The sequence below is a fragment of the Lentibacillus halodurans genome, from assembly GCF_900112045.1.
Classification (GTDB): Bacteria; Bacillota; Bacilli; order Bacillales; family Amphibacillaceae; genus Lentibacillus; species Lentibacillus halodurans.
In genome coordinates this window covers 72011-89317 of the sequence record NZ_FOJW01000014.1, presented here as the reverse complement: position 1 = coordinate 89317, position 17307 = coordinate 72011, and the positions used below count along the sequence as shown (strand labels likewise).

Below are 17307 nucleotides of genomic sequence, written 5' to 3'. Positions count from 1 at the left end.
GAGTTTAAGAACAAGCTCATCGACCAGGCATTAGAGACATTTGACATCGAAAGATCCCTTAGTAACAGGGGCACACCGTACGATAACGCCGTTGCGGAGGCAACATTTAAAACAATCAAGACGGAATTCGTTTATGGCCGTGTATTCACTTGCCAACATGAACTTGACTATGAGCTTTTCGATTATGTGAATTGGTTTAACAATATTCGGATTCATGAATCATTAGATTACTTAACACCGTCTGAATACAAGTTGATGCACCTTTAAAAATTTGTTCAGTTTAGTGTTGATATTCCAACTGCTGTAAAAGCTAGAGGTAAAAATGGAAAACAATATAGACTCTATCAATGTGGTCAGTATAAAAATAAAGGTAGAACTGCTTGCCAAGCTCATACCATTAATGCGGATAAAGCTGAACAGTATGTCATTGATGAATTAAAGCGTGTTGTGACGCTTCCTTATTTTATTGAGAAATTAGTCGATAAAATGAATAATGAACGATTGAATGCTGAATCTCCATTATTAGAGGAGAAAAAACGGCTGCTTAAAAACAAAAGGAAAACCGAAAAGCATTTGGATAATCTAGTGACATTACTCATGGATGATACGGACTTAAAGGATATCTATAGCAAAAAAATGCTCGAACAAAAAAACCAACTTACTACAATTGAAAGTCGGATAGATAACGTAGAAAAAGAGCTGCAAACTATTAGCAAAGATCCCATTGATGCAGAAGCACTTACAAATCTACTTAAAAATATAGATACTCTACTGGATCAAGCAGATGCAACAGAAAAGAAAGAACTACTCTCCCTTTTTGTAAAAGACATTCAAATTACCAAGGAAAAGGTGTCCCACAAAGAAGGAAGACAAATCAAATGCATCAACCTGATGTTTGATTTCACCATTGAATCATTACAGGGTAGTTCAAGTGTATTACTTAATGAAATGTCTAAATTAAACTGCATTGCACCAGCCGATTTATCCTTCATGGACGAGCCATTTTCAAGGGAAGAAATGTACAGGGAAACCTTTTCTTCCCTTGATATTTTACCCTTATTTATGGTACGGTTCTCCCCTCACAATCCGAAACGCCCGGTACACCTGCTCCAGCAGAATCATCCGCATCATCTGATGGGGAAATGTCATTTTCGAAAAAGACAATGCCAAATCACGCCGCTTCTGCACACTTTCACTTATCCCGACTGACCCACCGATGACGAATGCGATTTTGCTGTTGCCATAAGTGGCAAGCTCATCCAGTTTAGCGGCAAATTTTTCTGAGCTGAGCATTTTCCCGCCGATCTCCAGTGTAATGACATATGTATCCTGGCTGATGTTTGAAAGGATCCGCTCGCCTTCTTTACGTTTCACTTCCCGCATCTCGGCTTCACTCATATTTTCAGGGGCCTTTTCATCGGCAACTTCCACAATTTGCACTTTCGCATAGGAGCCTAGACGCTTCAAGTATTCCTCGATCCCTCGCTTGAGATATTTTTCCTTTAACTTTCCGACTGCTATGATGGATATTTTCATTGATTGAACATCCTTTTCGTTTCGTTCTTCATTCTTATTTTACCAAAAATGCGGTACCACAACATGCACCTGCCAATCCAAAACAAATAAATGATCAAAATTCACTTGCCATTTTCTGCAGCACCTCCTATATAATAAATCTAAAAGATACATATCTTATTGATAGGTGGGGACACATGACTAAACATAATCATACGAAATACGCCATAATCGGGTTGCACACGACTGACTGCCGTACTGGCGCTGAAACGATTTCTGTCAAAAGGAAATTGAATACTGTACAGACCAAAACGTCCCTATGAAGCCTCAACTAATGAAGAGGCTTTTTTCCTGAAATCCAGGGATTTATGCGAAAAAATGACGATACCACCCAGTACCGCCATTTTAGCTTAATCCCTTTTTTCACTGCCTGCTTTCCGCTGATCCATATAAAGTGTCAACGGCTGATCCGATCCGTTCATCAGTTTGTAGAAATATGATGATGTGAGGTTGTAGCTGTCCTCGATCTTTTCAGCAAGATAGCTGCTGCGCTCAAATAAGATGGACCGTAATTCGCTGATTTGCCGGTGAACTTTTTCCATCAGTGCTCCCTGACTTTCCAGCCGGTTGAGTACGTTTTCCTGTGCTTGATCCTGTCCGGTCATCTGATCAGCCATTTCCCTGTTCAGTTCAGCCAGCGCTGTCATCTGCTGTGCCATATCCTGATTAACAGCTTCGTATGCTGCCAGACGCTCCACAATCTTTTGGCTGGCAGTATTTAACGATTCAACCCGACCGGCAACTTCTTTTTTCATCGTATTTTCATTCTCCATGATATACTGAAGCTGCTGATTGTTCTTATCCAGCTTTGCCAGCCATTCCATCGCCTGACGTTCAAACGTTTCATGCTCACGTTCTCGGTCTCGCAAAGCCCGAAGCTGATCGCCAATATTTTCCCATTTGCTTGTATTGGCATGCTGCTCCCGATGGTAAAGCGTTTTTAATTCTTGAAACGCTTTAGACAGCGTTTGATTGATTTCCTTCTGCTCGTTTATCATGTCAGAAAAATTATCTTTGTGGTAGTAAGCTTGATTTGGTTCAAGTATGTTGCCATCATTTTGAAAGACGCTGGGGTGTTTGTTTTTATTAATGAATAATCCCACTCTGATCACATCCCTTATTGCATTGGTGGTAATAGCCTATGCGATTGGGGGCGGAAGCGGGACAATTGACTATCATTCCATTGGGGGGTTCGTCATATAACAGGTACTAAAGAGCCTGCTTCAAATTATGCTCACCATTGGATCTCTTTGTCAATGTACCATGAGATTTTCATTTGGTGTATATCAGAAAAGCTAAGCATGACACCAGAGCCCATGCCTAGCTTTCTCAACTGCCTTACAAAAACTTCCGATGCACTTTCTCCCCATCATACGAAAACATTACACGCTTATCTTCCACGACCGTTTCCAAATGAACTTTTCGCCCCCATAGCTGATAAATATACGGCAGGACATTCTCCAAATAATGCAGATCGAGTTCGGTGCCTTCATAGCCATGCTTTAAATACAATTCGCCATTCCGCATGTAGTCGCCATTTTCCACCGTGATATACGGAAAACCCCCATTAACCCGCATGGAAACGAGCTGATCTCTTACGTTTTCATAATCCTTATCGGTAATCGTATAATCGCGCCCCTGTTTCTCAAACAAATACATGTCTTCCTGACTCACCAGATCCTTCGTCAAGTAATTCCGAATGAACGACAGGTCCGATTCAATTTCTCTCACTTCGAAAACCTTTTCCTTGCCTGTATTTGGTTCAACCCCCATCATAAGCATTTCTTCTGTTGGGTTATTGTACCGTTTTTCAATGTCCTCATATATTTTCAGTCCCAAATAGTAAGGATTGATCCGCTGCTGGGATGGCTGCACGACGTTTGCATTCAGTGAGGCAAACTCGACTGCTTCATCAGATGTCAGGTCCATTTCCCTTAAAATTCGCTGGTGCCAGTACGATGCCCAGCCTTCGTTCATGATTTTCGTTTCCAGCTGCGGCCAGAAGTAAAGCATCTCCTCGCGCATCATCGTCAGCATATCCCGCTGCCAGTCCTCCAGCTCACGGCTGTGCTCCTCAATGAACAGCAGCAAATCTTTTTCCGGCTTTGGAGGTAACTTTTGACGCCTTTTAACAGGCTTTGGCTTGTTGTCCCGGTTTGTCTCATCCAAATTCCATAGATCATCATACGGTGTTTTGACAGCAGTATGACCGCTCTCATCCACTGCTTCGTCTTCCCTGTAATCGGACAATTCCGGCCGGATAAGCGATGGATCTATATGCTCCTGGATGGACAAAACCGCATCCAGAAAATCTTCCACCTCTTTCCTGCCATACATCATCTCGTAGTTTTCAACCCGCTCCGCTGTTGCCGTCATGCTTTCCACCATATCGCGCCGGGTGTTGGCAAACCGTACATTGTTTTTGAAAAAGTCACAATGTGCCAATACATGTGCAATAATCAGTTTGTTCTGGATCAGGCTGTTTGTATCAAGCAGGAAGGCATAGCAAGGATTGGAATTAATGACAAGTTCATAAATCTGACTCAGTCCGAGGTCATAATGGGTCTTCATTTTATGAAATTGTTTACCGAAGCTCCAATGGGAAAACCGTGTCGGCATGCCATACGCCCCGAACGTGTAAATGATATCGGCCGGGCAAATTTCATACCGCATCGGGTAAAAATCAAGATTAAAACCGGATGCTATTTCTGTGATTTCATCAATCGCACGATTCAGCGTTTGTGTTTCTGTCAAGATGATCCCTCCAAGTGTCCTTTTTACAGTGTATGACACAGGCGTGAATTTTTGACTGCCTAGCTGGCATTAAGATGGGAAGAATGGAAGGATTTTTTGGGCTGTATTTCGAGGAACGGTACGAATAAGTGGTTGGCAGTTATATACCTAATGATTCAATAGGAACGATGACCTCGAGATTATCTTCACCTCTTTTGATTTTATATTCTTCAAACGGCAGATAGAAATCTTCTGGCACAGTGCCGGCAATGGTTGTAAACTCACCATTTTCATATGTGACAAAATAACTTTTCTCAAGATCAACATCATCATCCTGAAACGCATCCTGAAAAGCTTGCATTTCCTGCTCAGTTAAAGGTCTGTTCAAAATGCGCCGTCCATCGGTTTCTCTTTTCTCATCTTTACTGACCAGAAGAAACATACCGTGTCCCTCATAAACTGTTTCACTATAAATTGGCACATGATTCTCAACATGATCGATCGTTTTGTAGTATGAATACCCGCATCGGTAACACCAAATAAACTTTTCCCCGGTTTTGTAATGATCATCTTCCGTTGCACAGCAGCCGCAATGCGGACAAGCAATTGCTGAACAGACAGATGCCATAGAATCCTCTCCTTTAATTGATAAATATGAATTTTACTTCAGAAACGGTTTTGCATTGGTGAGAAGGTGGTACATGTGGGATGTTATAGTCGTGAGAGCAACAGGAGGCAAATCCCCAGAAGAAATGAAAGAAGGATAGGTTTGTTCATATTTTACGATAATTCCCCATATTGTCAAGCACATTTTTCCTTCCTGGACAAACCTCGTTCAAATACGCTGAAATATGCAGTATCATTGTTTTTATCAACCAATTTATATAGAATAGTAACAATCCGTATTGTCATAACCAAAAGCATGCAGACTGTAAAAAGAACTGAGTGGTGGCAATATTATCATATGGAATGAAGGTGACACGAAATGAAACATATTATATTGGATGTCGACACTGGTATTGATGACGCACTCGCCATTGCCTATGCTGTTCACTCACCGGAATTAAATATACTTGGGATCACGACAACATTCGGAAACACATCGGTTCATGAAGCAACTCGAAACACATGCCAGCTTTTACAAATGCTTGGCGCTCAGGATATCCCCGTTTTTCAAGGAATGGAAGAAACATTCACAGGCCGCACGCCAGCTGAAAAGACGACTTGGATTCATGGCGAAAATGGCTTAGGCAATGTTGTACTGCCGCCAGCAAGCAAACAGGCAGAAAGCATGTTGGCTCATGACTTTATCGTTTCTGCCATACATAATCATCCAAATGATATTACGATTTTAACGACTGCCAATCAAAACAATCTGGCAAGAGCGATTCAAAAAGATCCTGACATCGTGCATTTGGCAAAGGATGTCATTCTTATGGGTGGTGCTGTGACAGTACCGGGTAATGTGACATCTTACGCTGAATCCAATATATACCATGATCCCGAAGCCGCACAATTTACGTTTCAATCCGGCATTCCGATGACATTGGTCGGTTTGGACGTCACCCAAAAAACACTGCTCAAACGCAATGTTTTAGCGGAATGGCGAAAAAACGATACAGTACCTTCCCGCTTCCTGGCAGCTATGTGTGATTTTTATATGGATGCATACGCTGAACGCAATCCAAATTTAGATGGATGCGCGTTACACGACCCGCTGGTGATTGGTATCGCAATAGACGCCACGCTTGTCAAAACGAAAACCATGTCCGTGAGCGTCATGACAGAAGGCAGTGCAAACGGACAAACGGTTGGGGAAGAAAACCGGGATGGCCATATTGACGTATGTGTTGAAGTCAATGCCGATCGCTTTGTTGATCACTTTTTGAACCGGGTCATCCGAACTGAATAAACGAAGAAATTCGATGTGTAATGTTGAACAGACTTTTTGAACAACGGCTAAAAAATTAACGATTACCGTTATTGGCAGTATGAATATGGACTTCGGCAATGAAAATGTTTACCCGTAACGAATACGGGAAAACTATTTCAAGCCTTAACGGAAGGAAGCTAATCATGAAAACCTTGTTGATTGTATCCCATCCGGATATTTTAGAATCAAGCAGCCAGCAGTTCTTTTTAAGGTCTGTCAAGGAAAACCATGATATGACCATCCACCATCTGGAAGGTGCCTATCCGGATTACCGGATTGACATCGAAAAAGAACAAGCATTACTAAAGCAGCATGACCGAATTCTTTTTCAGTTCCCGTTCTATTGGTACAGTTCGCCGCCGCTTATCAAACATTGGCAGGATGTCGTCCTGGAAGATGGCTTTGCTTATGGAGAAAGGGGGAAAATGCTGTCTGGAAAAGAATTTGGCTTGATCTTAATGATTGGTATTAGTGCAAGAGAATACCAGGCTGGTGGAACAGAGCTTTTTAGTATTAATGAATTGACCAAACCATTTCAGGCGATGGCCCATAAAACGGGGATGATTTATCTCAAGCCGTTCACGATCTATCAATTTGCCTATATGGAAGAGGAGCAGAAAATGGAAGTGCTCATCAAATACTGGCAAATGCTAACCATGGAAAATGATCCAAGTCTGGCATCCAGGGAGAAATGGCTCATAGCACAACTGGAAAAAATGCTTCAAAATGCTTCAGACCCTCATGATGCGAACATCTATGAATATGCCATATCCCTGATCAAAGAGAACCGGAATACAATTGACGGCTTGAAAGTCGTACTGGATCAGATGCAACAACATTAAATTTAAAATCCATAAGGTGCGGAGGGTTCAATGTGATGGACGAAGAAGAATGGATGTTACAAGAGTTACAGCGCATGTTTGACAAAAGACAGGACTATGGTGAAGCAGTCTTCATAAAGGCTGCCCAAGACATTATTGAAGAACAGGGAAAGCGCATTTACCAAATGGAGGGCGAAATTGACGGTACATTGTGGAGCCCAAAAAGATGGGGAGAATAAAAAAACTGCAATCTCTGAACAGATTTTAACCTGCTGCTTCAAATGGTTACCTATCCGACATCATCGAAAAAAGAAAAAATGTTTAGGCTTGAAGATAGCCAAGTAAAAATTACCACAGACCTGCCTGCATGATTGCCTGTACAAGGGCAAATCTATAGGCAGGAGGGATTATAATGGATCTGCAATTTTTGACCATCGAGGAATTCAATGAATTATTGCAGCAATGGAACGGTGAGACCATCAAAATTTCCAAGCATGAATTAGATGATTTGGATGAAACCATCATGACATTGCAGAATATATCCTATGATCGGAACACGAGAAGGATCGATGATTATGAACCTAAGCACGCACTGCAATTAAACGGCATCGGGAGGATCGAAACAGACGCAGTGGATACCCAGCCGCTGCCGTCATCCTTGTACGAAATTCCACTTGAAGACAATTCCTTATACGAATTTGACGGTGAACAATTTTTACTCAGCACCTCTCGCGGCGTGTATAAGATTGAAAAAGAATGACCTGCTGTTCTGTGGAATGACGTTGGGCTGGTGAGATGGGAATGGCGGACGGTGGATCGCTATAGATTGATCTATTTTCGCCGCAGTTCACCCTAAAATCGCTATAGTTTGCCCCAGGTCCGCTGTAGATTCGCTTATAATCGCTATAGATGGCCAGGTCGGGATATGCGGCTGAGGAAACCCCCGCTCTGAAGTCACCCTAAAAGTTAGAGTCAAAAACCTAACTTTTGGGGTGTACCTCGTTCGTGCGGAGGTTTCAGACAGCGGCTGCTTGCTTCCGGAAAAAGGTTCTCAAAGCGTGATAAACATCTTCTTTTCCTTTTAGAATATAATGGCGGAATTTCGGATTTTCAAATTCTCTATAGGCGCGCATCAGGGTTGACTGGCGTTGATACATGTTCACCTCAGCATAGCCGAACATGTTCGATACATTCATGATTTCATTCACAAGCTTGATGCACTTGGGATTATCGGATGTGATGTTTTCCCCGTCAGAAAAATGGAATGGATAAATGTTGTAACGGGCAGGGCTGTATTCGTCAGCGATCAACTCCAATGCCTTGTCATAGGCTGAAGAACAAATCGTTCCGCCGCTTTCCCCTTTTGAAAAAAATGCCTCTTCAGTGACGACTTTTGCTTCGGTATGATGAGCAATAAATGCGATTTCGACGCTTTCATATTTGGAACGCAAAAATTTCATCATCCAGAAAAAGAAGCTTCTGGCCAAAAATTTCTCAAAGTTCCCCATCGATGCACTGGTATCCATCATGGCCAGGATAACAGCCCGGGACTCCGGCTTCACGATGTCATTCCACGTTTTGAAACGTAAGTCATCATTGTAAATAGGTGTAATTTGCGGCTTTCCTTTGATCGCATTCCGCTTCAATGCCGTCAGAATCGTCCGTTTTTTATCAACATTGCCCATCAGCCCTTTTTTGCGGACGTCATTAAATTCCGTTTTTTCGGTTGTCACTTCAGCTTCTTCCTTCTGCATCAGATCAGGCAGCTCAAGCTCTTTGAATAAGACTTCCTCCAGTTCAGACATCGACACTTCCGCCTCATAATAGTCACTTCCCGGCTGGTCTCCTGCCTGTTTTCCTTCACCGGATCCGCCTTTCCCCTTATCGCCGCTCCCCGGGTCACGGGCGATCACATCACCAACTTCACTGTCCCCGTCCCCCTGGCCGACATGTTTGGACTTATCATCGTTATAACGGATTTTGTATTCATCCAGTGAGCGGATCGGAATTTTGATGACATCACGCCCATTTGACATGATAATATTCTCTTCGCTGATTAAATCAGGCAAATTATTTCGAATAGCGTCTTTCACTTTATCCATATGACGTTTCTGATCCTGATAACCTTTGCGGTGGAGGGACCAATCTTCCTGTGAGACAGTAAAACTTCTATGCTCTTCCTGCACATTTTCCCCTCCCATTCAAAATGATAAGTTAACCTTATTGTTGATTTCAGTTCAATCAACTTTGTATTTTTTAACAAAACTCATCAGCATAGCCAATCATGAAAATACATGAGCTGGTTTCTTTATCTTATGCAGCCATTACAAATTTGCTTAGGATAGAAAAACAACAAGACAGTTTCAGGCTGTCTTGTTGTTTTAACCAAGTCATTACCGGTTCAGAAGACTGCCGACATATCGCAGAAGTTCATTGGCAGAGACTGAGTTATAGCCATATTCATCAATCAGTCTGGCAATCACCTCATTAATTTTCTTGAGCTGTGATTCATCCGGCGTCTGGGATGACGTTGTAATTTTGACCACATCTTTCAGGTCGGCAAATAATTTTTTCTGGATAGCTTCCCGCAGACGTTCATGGGAATTGTAATCGAACCGCTTTCCTTTTCGTGCATAAGCGGAGATGCGGATCAGAATTTCCTCCCTGAATGCTTTCTTCGCATTTTCCGAGATGCCGATCTGCTCCTCAATCGAGCGCATCAGTTTTTCATCCGGGTTCATTTCCTCGCCGGTCAGCGGGTCATGCAGCTTTGTTTTATTGCAGTATGCCTCGACATTGTCCAGATAATTATCGAGTAATGTTTTAGCTGATTCCTCGTATGAGTACACAAACGCTTTCTGTACCTCTTTTTTTGCAATGTCATCATACTCGCGTCTAGCAACAGAAATATAATTTAAATAGCGTTCTTTGTCTTCTTCTGAAATCGATGGATGCTGTTCAAGTCCGTCCTTCAACGAACGCAGGACATCCAGTGCATTGATTGACGGGGTCTCCTTGCGAATGATCGTTGATGAAATCCGGTTGATCACATAACGCGGGTCAATCCCGTGCATGCCTTCGTCAGGGAATTCCTTTCTCAATTCATCGACATCAACCTGATTATACCCTTCAACACTATCCCCATCATAAAGGCGCATCTTTTTCACCAGGTCAACGCTCTGTTTTTTCGATTCTTCCAGTCGCGTCAATATCGAAAAAATCGCAGCAACTCTTAACGCATGGGGTGCAATATGCACATGCGCCATATCACTTTCATTAATCATTTTTTGATAAATACGTTCTTCTTCACTCACTTTCAGGTTATACGGAATCGGCATGACGATGATCCGTGACTGGAGTGCCTCATTTTTCTGATTGGCGATAAACGACCGGTACTCCGCCTCGTTCGTGTGCGCGACGATGAGTTCATCAGCGCTGATCAACGCAAACCGACCGGCTTTAAAATTGCCCTCCTGTGTCAATGACAGCAAGTGCCAGAGAAACTTCTCATCACACTTCAGCATTTCCTGAAATTCCATCATCCCGCGGTTTGCCTTGTTCAACTCACCATCGAACCGGTATGCGCGCGGGTCTGATTCTGATCCATATTCCGCAATCGTGGAAAAATCAATACTGCCGGTCAAATCCGCAATATCCTGGGATTTCGGATCAGACGGGCTGAATGTGCCAATGCCGGTCCGCTTATCCTCTGACAAAAAGATGCGCTCGACCATGACATCTTCTATCCGTCCGTCATATTCCTTTTCGAGTCGCATCGCATTTAATGGTGACAGACTCCCTTCAATCCGGATGCCGTATTCTTCATAAAAATCAGCACGCAAATGCTGCGGAATCAAATGGAGCGGATCCTCATGCATCGGGCAGCCCTTGATCGCATAAACCGCTCCTTCATCTGTCCTTGAATATTGCTCGAGACCGCGTTTCAGCATGGTTACGATCGTTGACTTTCCACCGCTCACCGGACCCATCAGCAGTAAAATACGCTTCCTGACATCAAGCCGTTTAGCTGCCGGATGGAAATATTCCTCCACCAGCTTTTCAATCGTATCCTCCAGCCCGAAAATCTCTTCGCCAAAAAAATCGTACATCTTTTTTCCGTCTTTTTCCGATAAGCCGGAACTTTTAACCATATTATAAACACGTGAATGAGCAGTTTGCGCAACTTCCGGCCGCTGCTTCACCATTTCCAGATACTCGGCAAACGTCCCTTCCCATCTCAGACGCTGTTCTTCCTCACGAAGATCCTTCACTTTGTTGAGAATATCCATTCGGTTCCCTCCATTTAGGGCTCGGTTTATCCCCCCCTTAACGGGAGTAAGTTCCCTCTCCGGGATTTTCAATCGCAGAGCATAACAATTGTTAGAAACAACTGCCCGTTAAGGTCCGATTCGTTCAACTAACAATCATTGGGGTTAAAAAAGGCAGGTTGTGTTCGTCATCCAATGACAAACACCTGCATTTTTTACGTCCTGTGCGTTGAACCCCAATGATTGAAGTTTCACTTTATATAGACTATGCACTGGGGTTCTTCATGATGCCGGCTGGTTTCAATCAAAATAAGTTTTTTATGCTTATAATTCATGACTTCTTGCGGAAACTAACATTAGAAAAACTTGTCTTTAACCAAGCCCTTAGAGTGAAAGACTACGTTTTGTCTTATAAGGTAACCATACATTTATAAACGATGACGTTAAAAGCAAAAATTGACAAAGGATGGATCGCGATGACTGTAGCAGAATTGTTCGTCAAATGTCTTGAGCAGGAGGGGGTTGAGTATGTTTTCGGCGTACCGGGCGAGGAAAATATCGATCTGCTTGATGCTATTTATGATTCGGAAATTGAATTTATCGTTACCCGGCACGAAACAAGTGCTGCCTTCATGGCGGGTACATATGGCAGACTGACCGGCAAGCCCGGCGTTTGTCTGGCTACATTAGGACCCGGGGCAACGAACCTGATGACCGGTGTTGCCAATGCCAATATGGATCATGCACCCCTTGTTGCCATTACCGGTCAGGCTGGACTGGATCGGCAGCATAAAACCTCCCACCAGTATTATGATCTCATCAATATGTATGAGCCGGTGACTAAGTGGAACGCACAAATTAAATCAGCTAAAATCACACCTGAAGTTGTCCGTAAAGCTTTTCAGGTGGCAGGCCAGGAAAAATGGGGCGCAACACACATTGACCTGCCGGAGGATATCGCTGGCATGGATATTGATGACACCTCACCACTCGTTCCGAATGAACGCCCCCATACGAAAGCAAGTCAAGGCATGGTCGAACAGGCCGTCAATATGATTGAAAAGGCAAAGCATCCGCTTATACTTGCCGGTAATGGCATCACCAGACAGCAAGCAACAAATGAACTGCAAACGTTTATTCAAAAAACGCAAATACCGGTTGTCCATTCGTTCATGGGCAAGGGATCAATTTCATGGGAAAATGAGTTGAGTCTTTTGACAGCGGGAATAAGCGGAAATGATTACATTACATGCGGATTTAACGGTTCAGACTTAATCATAACCATCGGATTCGATATGGCAGAATACCCGCCAAAGAATTGGAACAGAGAAAACAAGCCAATCATTCACATTGATACCGAAGAGGCTGAAACAGATGCCAATTATCCTGTGGCACTTAATCTTTTAGGAGACATCCCGGCCAACCTGGAACAGCTTGGTGAACGTATCAGCTCGGCATCAAGGGATAATAGCTGGGTGGCTAGCGTGAGAGAACAAGCCTTAAATGAACTGCAGGCATTTTATGAAGATGCCCATTTTCCGATAAAGCCGCAAAAAATCATTGCCGATTTGCGCAGTGTATTGAGTGAAACAGATATCGCCATATCAGATGTCGGTGCCCATAAAATGTGGATGGCCCGGATGTATCATGCCCACGAGCCGAATACGTGCCTCATTTCCAATGGGCTTGCCTCAATGGGAGTCGCTGTACCAAGTGCCATTGCAGCCAAAATGGTTCACCCGGAACGGAATGTTGTAGCTGTTTGCGGCGATGGTTCATTCCAGATGACCGGTGCTGAACTGGAAACAGCAAAACGCCTGAACCTGCCAATCATTGTCCTCATGTGGCGTGATGATGGATACGGCCTGATTGAATGGCACCAACTCAGGACATTTGACCGGTCATCGTATATCAAGTTTGGCAATCCGGATTACAGACAGCTTGCTGCTTCATATGGATTTGAACCCATGACCATTACAAAAGCTGACGAACTCAAACCATCACTGGAAAAAGCCATCGCCATGAATAAACCTGTATTCATCGACTGTCCGGTTGATTACAGCGAAAATATGAAATTAACCGAAAAACTTGGCGATATCATTTGCTAAACCCTGGATACGAGGAGGATAAATTATGATCGGTTCGATTATAAACGGCCAAGAATTCAACAACAGTGATAACACGATAGATGTCATCAACCCGTACAACGGGGAAGTTGTCTCAGAAATTGCCTTGGCATCAGACATTGAATTTGAAAAGGGGGTCACCAATTCATATGATACATTCCATAACACCATGAAGGATATGCCTGCACATGAACGCTCAGACATCTTACGTAAAACAGCTGATTTAATGGAGGAAAATGCAGAAGAATTTGCCTGGGCGATTGTGAAAGAGGCAGGGAAACCGATTCATTTCAGCCGTGGTGAAGTCCAGCGCTCAGTTCAGGTGCTCCGCTTTGCTTCGGAGGAGGCCAAACACATTACCGGTGAAGTGGTGCCAATGGATGCTGCTATCGATGGTGACGGAAGACTTGGACTGGTCAAACAGGTTCCGCTTGGTGTTGTAGCGGCCATCACGCCATTCAATTTTCCGCTGAATCTGTCGCTGCATAAGATTGCACCAGCCATCGCAGCAGGCAATACGGTCATTTTTAAACCGGCAGAAAAAACCCCCATTTCAGCCTATCAATTAGTGAAATTGTTTCAGGAAGCGGGACTGCCTGATGGCGTGCTAAACCTGGTGATGGGGACCGGTGAAATCGGCGAAGCACTTGTCACACACGATAAGGTGCACAAAATCTCATTTACCGGGAGTTTGCCTGTCGGACGATCGATTCAGGAATCCGCCGGCTTTAAGAAAGTGACACTTGAACTGGGCTCCAACTCACCCAACATTTTATTTAACGATGCAAATATTAACGAAGCTGCCAAACAGCTGGTCAAAGGTGCCTTCTCCTTTTCCGGGCAAGTATGTATTTCGGCACAACGCGTTTATGTGCAACAAGACATCTATGAACCTTTCCTTAAAGAATACATCAAACAGACAAATGAGCTGACCATTGGCGATCCTACTGACGAAAGTACGGATATCGGCCCTATGATCAGTGAAGAGGAAGCCAAACGTGCTAAACAATGGATTGATGATGCCGCAGAACACGGCGCAAACGTCGAAACAGGCGGTGAGCGGGACGGTACGATTCTGAAGCCGACCATTATGACGAATGTTGAGAGCAACATGAAGATTATCGCTGATGAAGTATTCGCACCGATTGTTTCGGTGATCCCTTTTGATACAGAGGAAGATGTTATCGCCTATTCCAATGATTCGATATATGGCCTGCAGGCAGGGGTGTTTACCAAAGATATAGACCGGGCTATGCGGGTTGCGGATCAGCTTGAAATGGGCGGTGTTTGGATTAACGAAATTTCAACTTACCGGCAGGACAACCATCCATATGGCGGCGTCAAACAAAGCGGTGTCGGCAGAGAAGGGGTCAAATATGCCGTCGAGGATATGACCGAACCGAAGTTTATTGGTTTTAAGCTAAAAGACTAAAAAGGCTCCCTTTCTCAGGAGCTTTTTTTTAGCTTCTTAAATGCTTCTATAAATTCATCAGGTGATTCTTTCACCGTATAAACATGAACGCCTTTGCTGGTGTGTAAATATAACAGACCACCCTTGCCATCAACTGGCCGATATGACATATCCCACACTTGTTCAATGGGAAATTCATGATGCTTGCTAAGGATTCTGTCGTGATACAAATAAAGGCGGCGGTCATCTTCAACATAGTTTTGACTTATACTCGTCATTTCGCGCTCCACTTTAATATAGGGCTGTTCAGCAATCAGCTTCATGAGGAACTCCCTCCATTTGCCAGGCTACAGATTGTCCAAGAACAAGCGAATAACATCCGCCCCGCCGATAAACGTTCCAACTGAACTGCCAATATTTGCCAATACGACAATCAGTAGAATTCGCGTCACCTTATTTTGCCAAAAGCCTTTCAAACTATAAACGTCCTCTGATAACTGCTCAAAGTCACGCACATGCGGTCTGCGGATGATGGCCTGGACAATGCCTGCAAACCATCCCGCCGCAATGAGCGGGTTCAACGATGATAACGGTGCCGCCAAAAACGCGGTTAATATGGTCAATGGATGACCCAAAGCAATAGCTGTACCGATTGCTGATAAACTTCCATTCCACAAAACCCAACTGACGGTCTGCTGCCATCCGGCTGACGGGTTTGTGAAAAACGTATATGCAATAATAGAGAGAATCAAAATCGGAATTGCCCAGGCAATGATTTTGGGGGCCTTTGATTTCGACGGCCGTTCACTGAGTCGTTTTAGGTCATGCTCTTTGTTTATTTCATTTGTAATACCGGGAACATGTGCCGCACCAAGAACCGCTACAATTTTCTCACCTGGTGCCTCTTTAATTTTTTGGGACAGGTATTGATCCCGTTCATCGATCAATGGCTTCTTCAGCCGTGGAAAATGTTCGGTAAATTCTTCCAGCATACTGTCTAGCATATCCTTTGATTTGAGCTTTTCCAATTCCTCTTCTGAAATGGTTTCACGGCTGAAAATACTGCCAATAATCTGGGTCAGCAGTAACGCTTTTCCTTTCAAGCCCAGTCCCGCCCAGATGCGGGAGAACGTTATCTGGATATTCCGGTCAGCCAGCACAAGATTAGCATCTATTTCTTTCGATGACTCAATAGCCTGAATCATCTCCTGACCGGCATCGATACCGAATTGTTTGGCCATGCGTTTCTGGAAGGATGATATGGCGAGATTCACGAGCAACAATGATGCTTTTCTCTCTTTAATGACCTGAAATATGTCCATGTCTTTCCATTTATTGCCTTCTGTGACAGACTGGTACCGTTGCTTGTCCAATTCTATACAGACTGCATCCGGCTGCTCGCTTTCAATCACCTCTTTCACCTGTTCGGCACTGTTTTTCGATACATGTGCCGTACCAATTAATATGTATTCTTTGTTGTCCAGGTGGATTCGGGTTATATTTTCTTCAGACATATCGTTATCTCCCATATTATCAATCTGTTGTATAACCACTATTATAATCCCCGTCCGTCCTTATGCCAAATAAGAAGGGGATGGATGAGAAACAAACAAAGACCCGGTACACGACCAGGCCCTTTCTAATCACGTCATCCACCTCGGCGGAATATTTTTGTCCCAGTAAATTTCTCCAATTTCATGGTGCTTGTCAAAACCGTCACTGCTTACATGGTAGTGGAAGTTGAACCAATATCCTTCCATTGGCCGTTTGACACGTCTGACATCGAATCTGGCAATATCCTTTCCGGTTCGTTCATCATAAATATTAAAAATCCTTTCGCCAAAACCATCAGAAGGCTGCTCCGTGATGCTGTAATATTGAACTTCTGTTTTTTTTTGCATGATCATATGAAGCGCTTCTTCCATGCTGGGCAAAATATCTTGGCGGAATTCAGCTTCCACTTTACCTGCAATACGCGGCCCCATTTTGATCATTGCCTGTTCTGTTGCTTTTTCACTCAGAGCGAGCATTGGATCAACAGCCGACTGTTCCGGGTATGATTCAAATGGATCGGCTGTCAGAATTGGCATTTCATGATGGTCATTTATACCGGTCTTATCATGGAAATCGGAATTAGGATCGATTTCTTCCTTGCTTTGCTCTGCTTCAACGTCCGCATCAAATTCCGGGATATATAACCCTAAAGTGATAACCGCGATAAGTGCTACAAAAATTTTGCGCATCCAAAGTTTCATCGTGATTTTCCCCTTCTTATTCCCTCTTCTTAAATTTTACCACTTATCAGACAAATGCGCTATAAGATTTTGGGTTATTTTTCGAAGCAGCCTGTTTTTTTCTTACAATCGGATTTCGGATTGACATGATCCTGATTTTGCCTGTTTTGATGATATTCCGGTCACATCAGGGTATCATCGGGTCT

At 43.6% G+C, this 17307-nt stretch carries 17 protein-coding genes and 1 pseudogene; 9 read left to right on the top strand and 9 right to left on the bottom strand.

The genetic code is table 11. The features are described from left to right. Positions 1-267: IS3 family transposase (locus tag BM195_RS15130; protein ID WP_139224009.1), on the top strand; the 267-nt coding region annotated here is incomplete at its 5' end. 24 nt (positions 268-291) lie between these two features. Further along, positions 292-429, top strand: a pseudogene (locus BM195_RS19225) (recombinase zinc beta ribbon domain-containing protein); the annotation flags it as partial. A 627-nt stretch (positions 430-1056) separates the two neighbouring features. Here the strand turns inward: BM195_RS19225 and rlmH are convergent. Further along, positions 1057-1536 (bottom strand): 23S rRNA (pseudouridine(1915)-N(3))-methyltransferase RlmH, encoded by a 480-nt coding sequence (rlmH, locus tag BM195_RS15120; RefSeq protein ID WP_090240405.1) that lies wholly within the window; start codon positions 1534-1536, stop codon positions 1057-1059. 176 nt (positions 1537-1712) lie between these two features. Here rlmH and BM195_RS18910 point away from each other — a divergent pair, with 176 nt between their 5' ends. After that, positions 1713-1838, top strand: a complete 126-nt coding sequence (locus BM195_RS18910; RefSeq protein ID WP_280141272.1) for a hypothetical protein — start codon at positions 1713-1715, stop codon at positions 1836-1838. 87 nt (positions 1839-1925) lie between these two features. Here BM195_RS18910 and BM195_RS15115 read toward each other — a convergent pair whose 3' ends face one another. The 3 genes from BM195_RS15115 to BM195_RS15105 all read right to left on the bottom strand — a co-directional run bounded on the left by BM195_RS15115 (position 1926) and on the right by BM195_RS15105 (position 4936). Further along, the gene (locus tag BM195_RS15115; protein ID WP_090240402.1) at positions 1926-2678 is read right to left on the bottom strand and encodes a hypothetical protein; all 753 of its coding nucleotides are present in this window, start codon (positions 2676-2678) and stop codon (positions 1926-1928) included. Between the two features lie 235 nt (positions 2679-2913). Continuing rightward, complete coding sequence (locus tag BM195_RS15110) at positions 2914-4329, bottom strand: SpoVR family protein (RefSeq protein WP_425283928.1); 1416 nt, start codon at positions 4327-4329, stop codon at positions 2914-2916. 139 nt (positions 4330-4468) lie between these two features. Beyond that, positions 4469-4936, bottom strand: a complete 468-nt coding sequence (locus BM195_RS15105) for a hypothetical protein (protein WP_090240399.1) — start codon at positions 4934-4936, stop codon at positions 4469-4471. Positions 4937-5293: 357 nt separating this feature from the next. Here BM195_RS15105 and BM195_RS15100 point away from each other — a divergent pair, with 357 nt between their 5' ends. The 4 genes from BM195_RS15100 to ymzB all read left to right on the top strand — a co-directional run bounded on the left by BM195_RS15100 (position 5294) and on the right by ymzB (position 7822). Next, the gene (locus BM195_RS15100; protein WP_090240397.1) at positions 5294-6220 is read left to right on the top strand and encodes a nucleoside hydrolase; all 927 of its coding nucleotides are present in this window, start codon (positions 5294-5296) and stop codon (positions 6218-6220) included. 164 nt (positions 6221-6384) lie between these two features. Beyond that, positions 6385-7083, top strand: a complete 699-nt coding sequence (locus tag BM195_RS15095) for an NAD(P)H-dependent oxidoreductase (RefSeq protein ID WP_090240394.1) — start codon at positions 6385-6387, stop codon at positions 7081-7083. A 35-nt stretch (positions 7084-7118) separates the two neighbouring features. Next, positions 7119-7301: a hypothetical protein gene (locus tag BM195_RS15090; RefSeq protein ID WP_090240391.1), complete on the top strand. Its 183-nt coding sequence runs from the start codon at positions 7119-7121 to the stop codon at positions 7299-7301. Positions 7302-7474: 173 nt separating this feature from the next. After that, entirely contained in the window at positions 7475-7822 is a 348-nt protein-coding gene (gene ymzB / locus BM195_RS15085) for a protein YmzB (protein WP_090240389.1), read from the top strand. A gap of 256 nt (positions 7823-8078) precedes the next feature. Here the strand turns inward: ymzB and yhbH are convergent, their stop codons facing one another. Both yhbH and BM195_RS15075 read right to left on the bottom strand, forming a co-directional pair. Further along, positions 8079-9263, bottom strand: coding sequence for a sporulation protein YhbH (gene yhbH / locus BM195_RS15080; RefSeq protein WP_425283927.1), 1185 nt, complete (start codon positions 9261-9263; stop codon positions 8079-8081). 192 nt (positions 9264-9455) lie between these two features. Next, the gene (locus BM195_RS15075) at positions 9456-11351 is read right to left on the bottom strand and encodes a PrkA family serine protein kinase (protein WP_090240384.1); all 1896 of its coding nucleotides are present in this window, start codon (positions 11349-11351) and stop codon (positions 9456-9458) included. Between the two features lie 455 nt (positions 11352-11806). Here BM195_RS15075 and BM195_RS15070 point away from each other — a divergent pair, with 455 nt between their 5' ends. Beyond that, positions 11807-13438: an acetolactate synthase large subunit gene (locus BM195_RS15070; RefSeq protein ID WP_090240381.1), complete on the top strand. Its 1632-nt coding sequence runs from the start codon at positions 11807-11809 to the stop codon at positions 13436-13438. 25 nt (positions 13439-13463) lie between these two features. Next, a complete protein-coding gene (locus tag BM195_RS15065; protein ID WP_090240378.1) occupies positions 13464-14888 on the top strand; it encodes an aldehyde dehydrogenase family protein in 1425 nt (474 codons plus the stop codon). Between the two features lie 14 nt (positions 14889-14902). Here the strand turns inward: BM195_RS15065 and BM195_RS15060 are convergent, their stop codons facing one another. The 3 genes from BM195_RS15060 to BM195_RS15050 form a co-directional block, all read right to left on the bottom strand. After that, positions 14903-15190, bottom strand: a complete 288-nt coding sequence (locus BM195_RS15060) for a hypothetical protein (RefSeq protein ID WP_090240376.1) — start codon at positions 15188-15190, stop codon at positions 14903-14905. A 24-nt stretch (positions 15191-15214) separates the two neighbouring features. Beyond that, complete coding sequence (locus tag BM195_RS15055; RefSeq protein ID WP_090240372.1) at positions 15215-16381, bottom strand: TraB/GumN family protein; 1167 nt, start codon at positions 16379-16381, stop codon at positions 15215-15217. A gap of 129 nt (positions 16382-16510) precedes the next feature. Continuing rightward, complete coding sequence (locus tag BM195_RS15050; protein ID WP_090240370.1) at positions 16511-17122, bottom strand: YpjP family protein; 612 nt, start codon at positions 17120-17122, stop codon at positions 16511-16513. Between the last annotated feature and the right edge of the window lie 185 nt (positions 17123-17307).

Excerpts from the sequence above, each read along its gene's own strand:
- BM195_RS15055 (WP_090240372.1), bottom strand. The coding sequence starts at position 16,381 with ATGTCTGAAGAAAATATAACCCGAATCCACCTGGACAACAAAGAATAC.
- BM195_RS15070 (WP_090240381.1), top strand. The coding sequence starts at position 11,807 with ATGACTGTAGCAGAATTGTTCGTCAAATGTCTTGAGCAGGAGGGGGTT.
- rlmH (WP_090240405.1), bottom strand. The coding sequence starts at position 1,536 with ATGAAAATATCCATCATAGCAGTCGGAAAGTTAAAGGAAAAATATCTC.
- BM195_RS15050 (WP_090240370.1), bottom strand. The coding sequence starts at position 17,122 with ATGAAACTTTGGATGCGCAAAATTTTTGTAGCACTTATCGCGGTTATC.
- BM195_RS18910 (WP_280141272.1), top strand. The coding sequence starts at position 1,713 with ATGACTAAACATAATCATACGAAATACGCCATAATCGGGTTGCACACG.
- ymzB (WP_090240389.1), top strand. The coding sequence starts at position 7,475 with ATGGATCTGCAATTTTTGACCATCGAGGAATTCAATGAATTATTGCAG.
- BM195_RS15095 (WP_090240394.1), top strand. The coding sequence starts at position 6,385 with ATGAAAACCTTGTTGATTGTATCCCATCCGGATATTTTAGAATCAAGC.
- BM195_RS15065 (WP_090240378.1), top strand. The coding sequence starts at position 13,464 with ATGATCGGTTCGATTATAAACGGCCAAGAATTCAACAACAGTGATAAC.
- yhbH (WP_425283927.1), bottom strand. The coding sequence starts at position 9,263 with ATGGGAGGGGAAAATGTGCAGGAAGAGCATAGAAGTTTTACTGTCTCA.
- BM195_RS15090 (WP_090240391.1), top strand. The coding sequence starts at position 7,119 with ATGGACGAAGAAGAATGGATGTTACAAGAGTTACAGCGCATGTTTGAC.
- BM195_RS15075 (WP_090240384.1), bottom strand. The coding sequence starts at position 11,351 with ATGGATATTCTCAACAAAGTGAAGGATCTTCGTGAGGAAGAACAGCGT.
- BM195_RS15105 (WP_090240399.1), bottom strand. The coding sequence starts at position 4,936 with ATGGCATCTGTCTGTTCAGCAATTGCTTGTCCGCATTGCGGCTGCTGT.
- BM195_RS15060 (WP_090240376.1), bottom strand. The coding sequence starts at position 15,190 with ATGAAGCTGATTGCTGAACAGCCCTATATTAAAGTGGAGCGCGAAATG.
- BM195_RS15100 (WP_090240397.1), top strand. The coding sequence starts at position 5,294 with ATGAAACATATTATATTGGATGTCGACACTGGTATTGATGACGCACTC.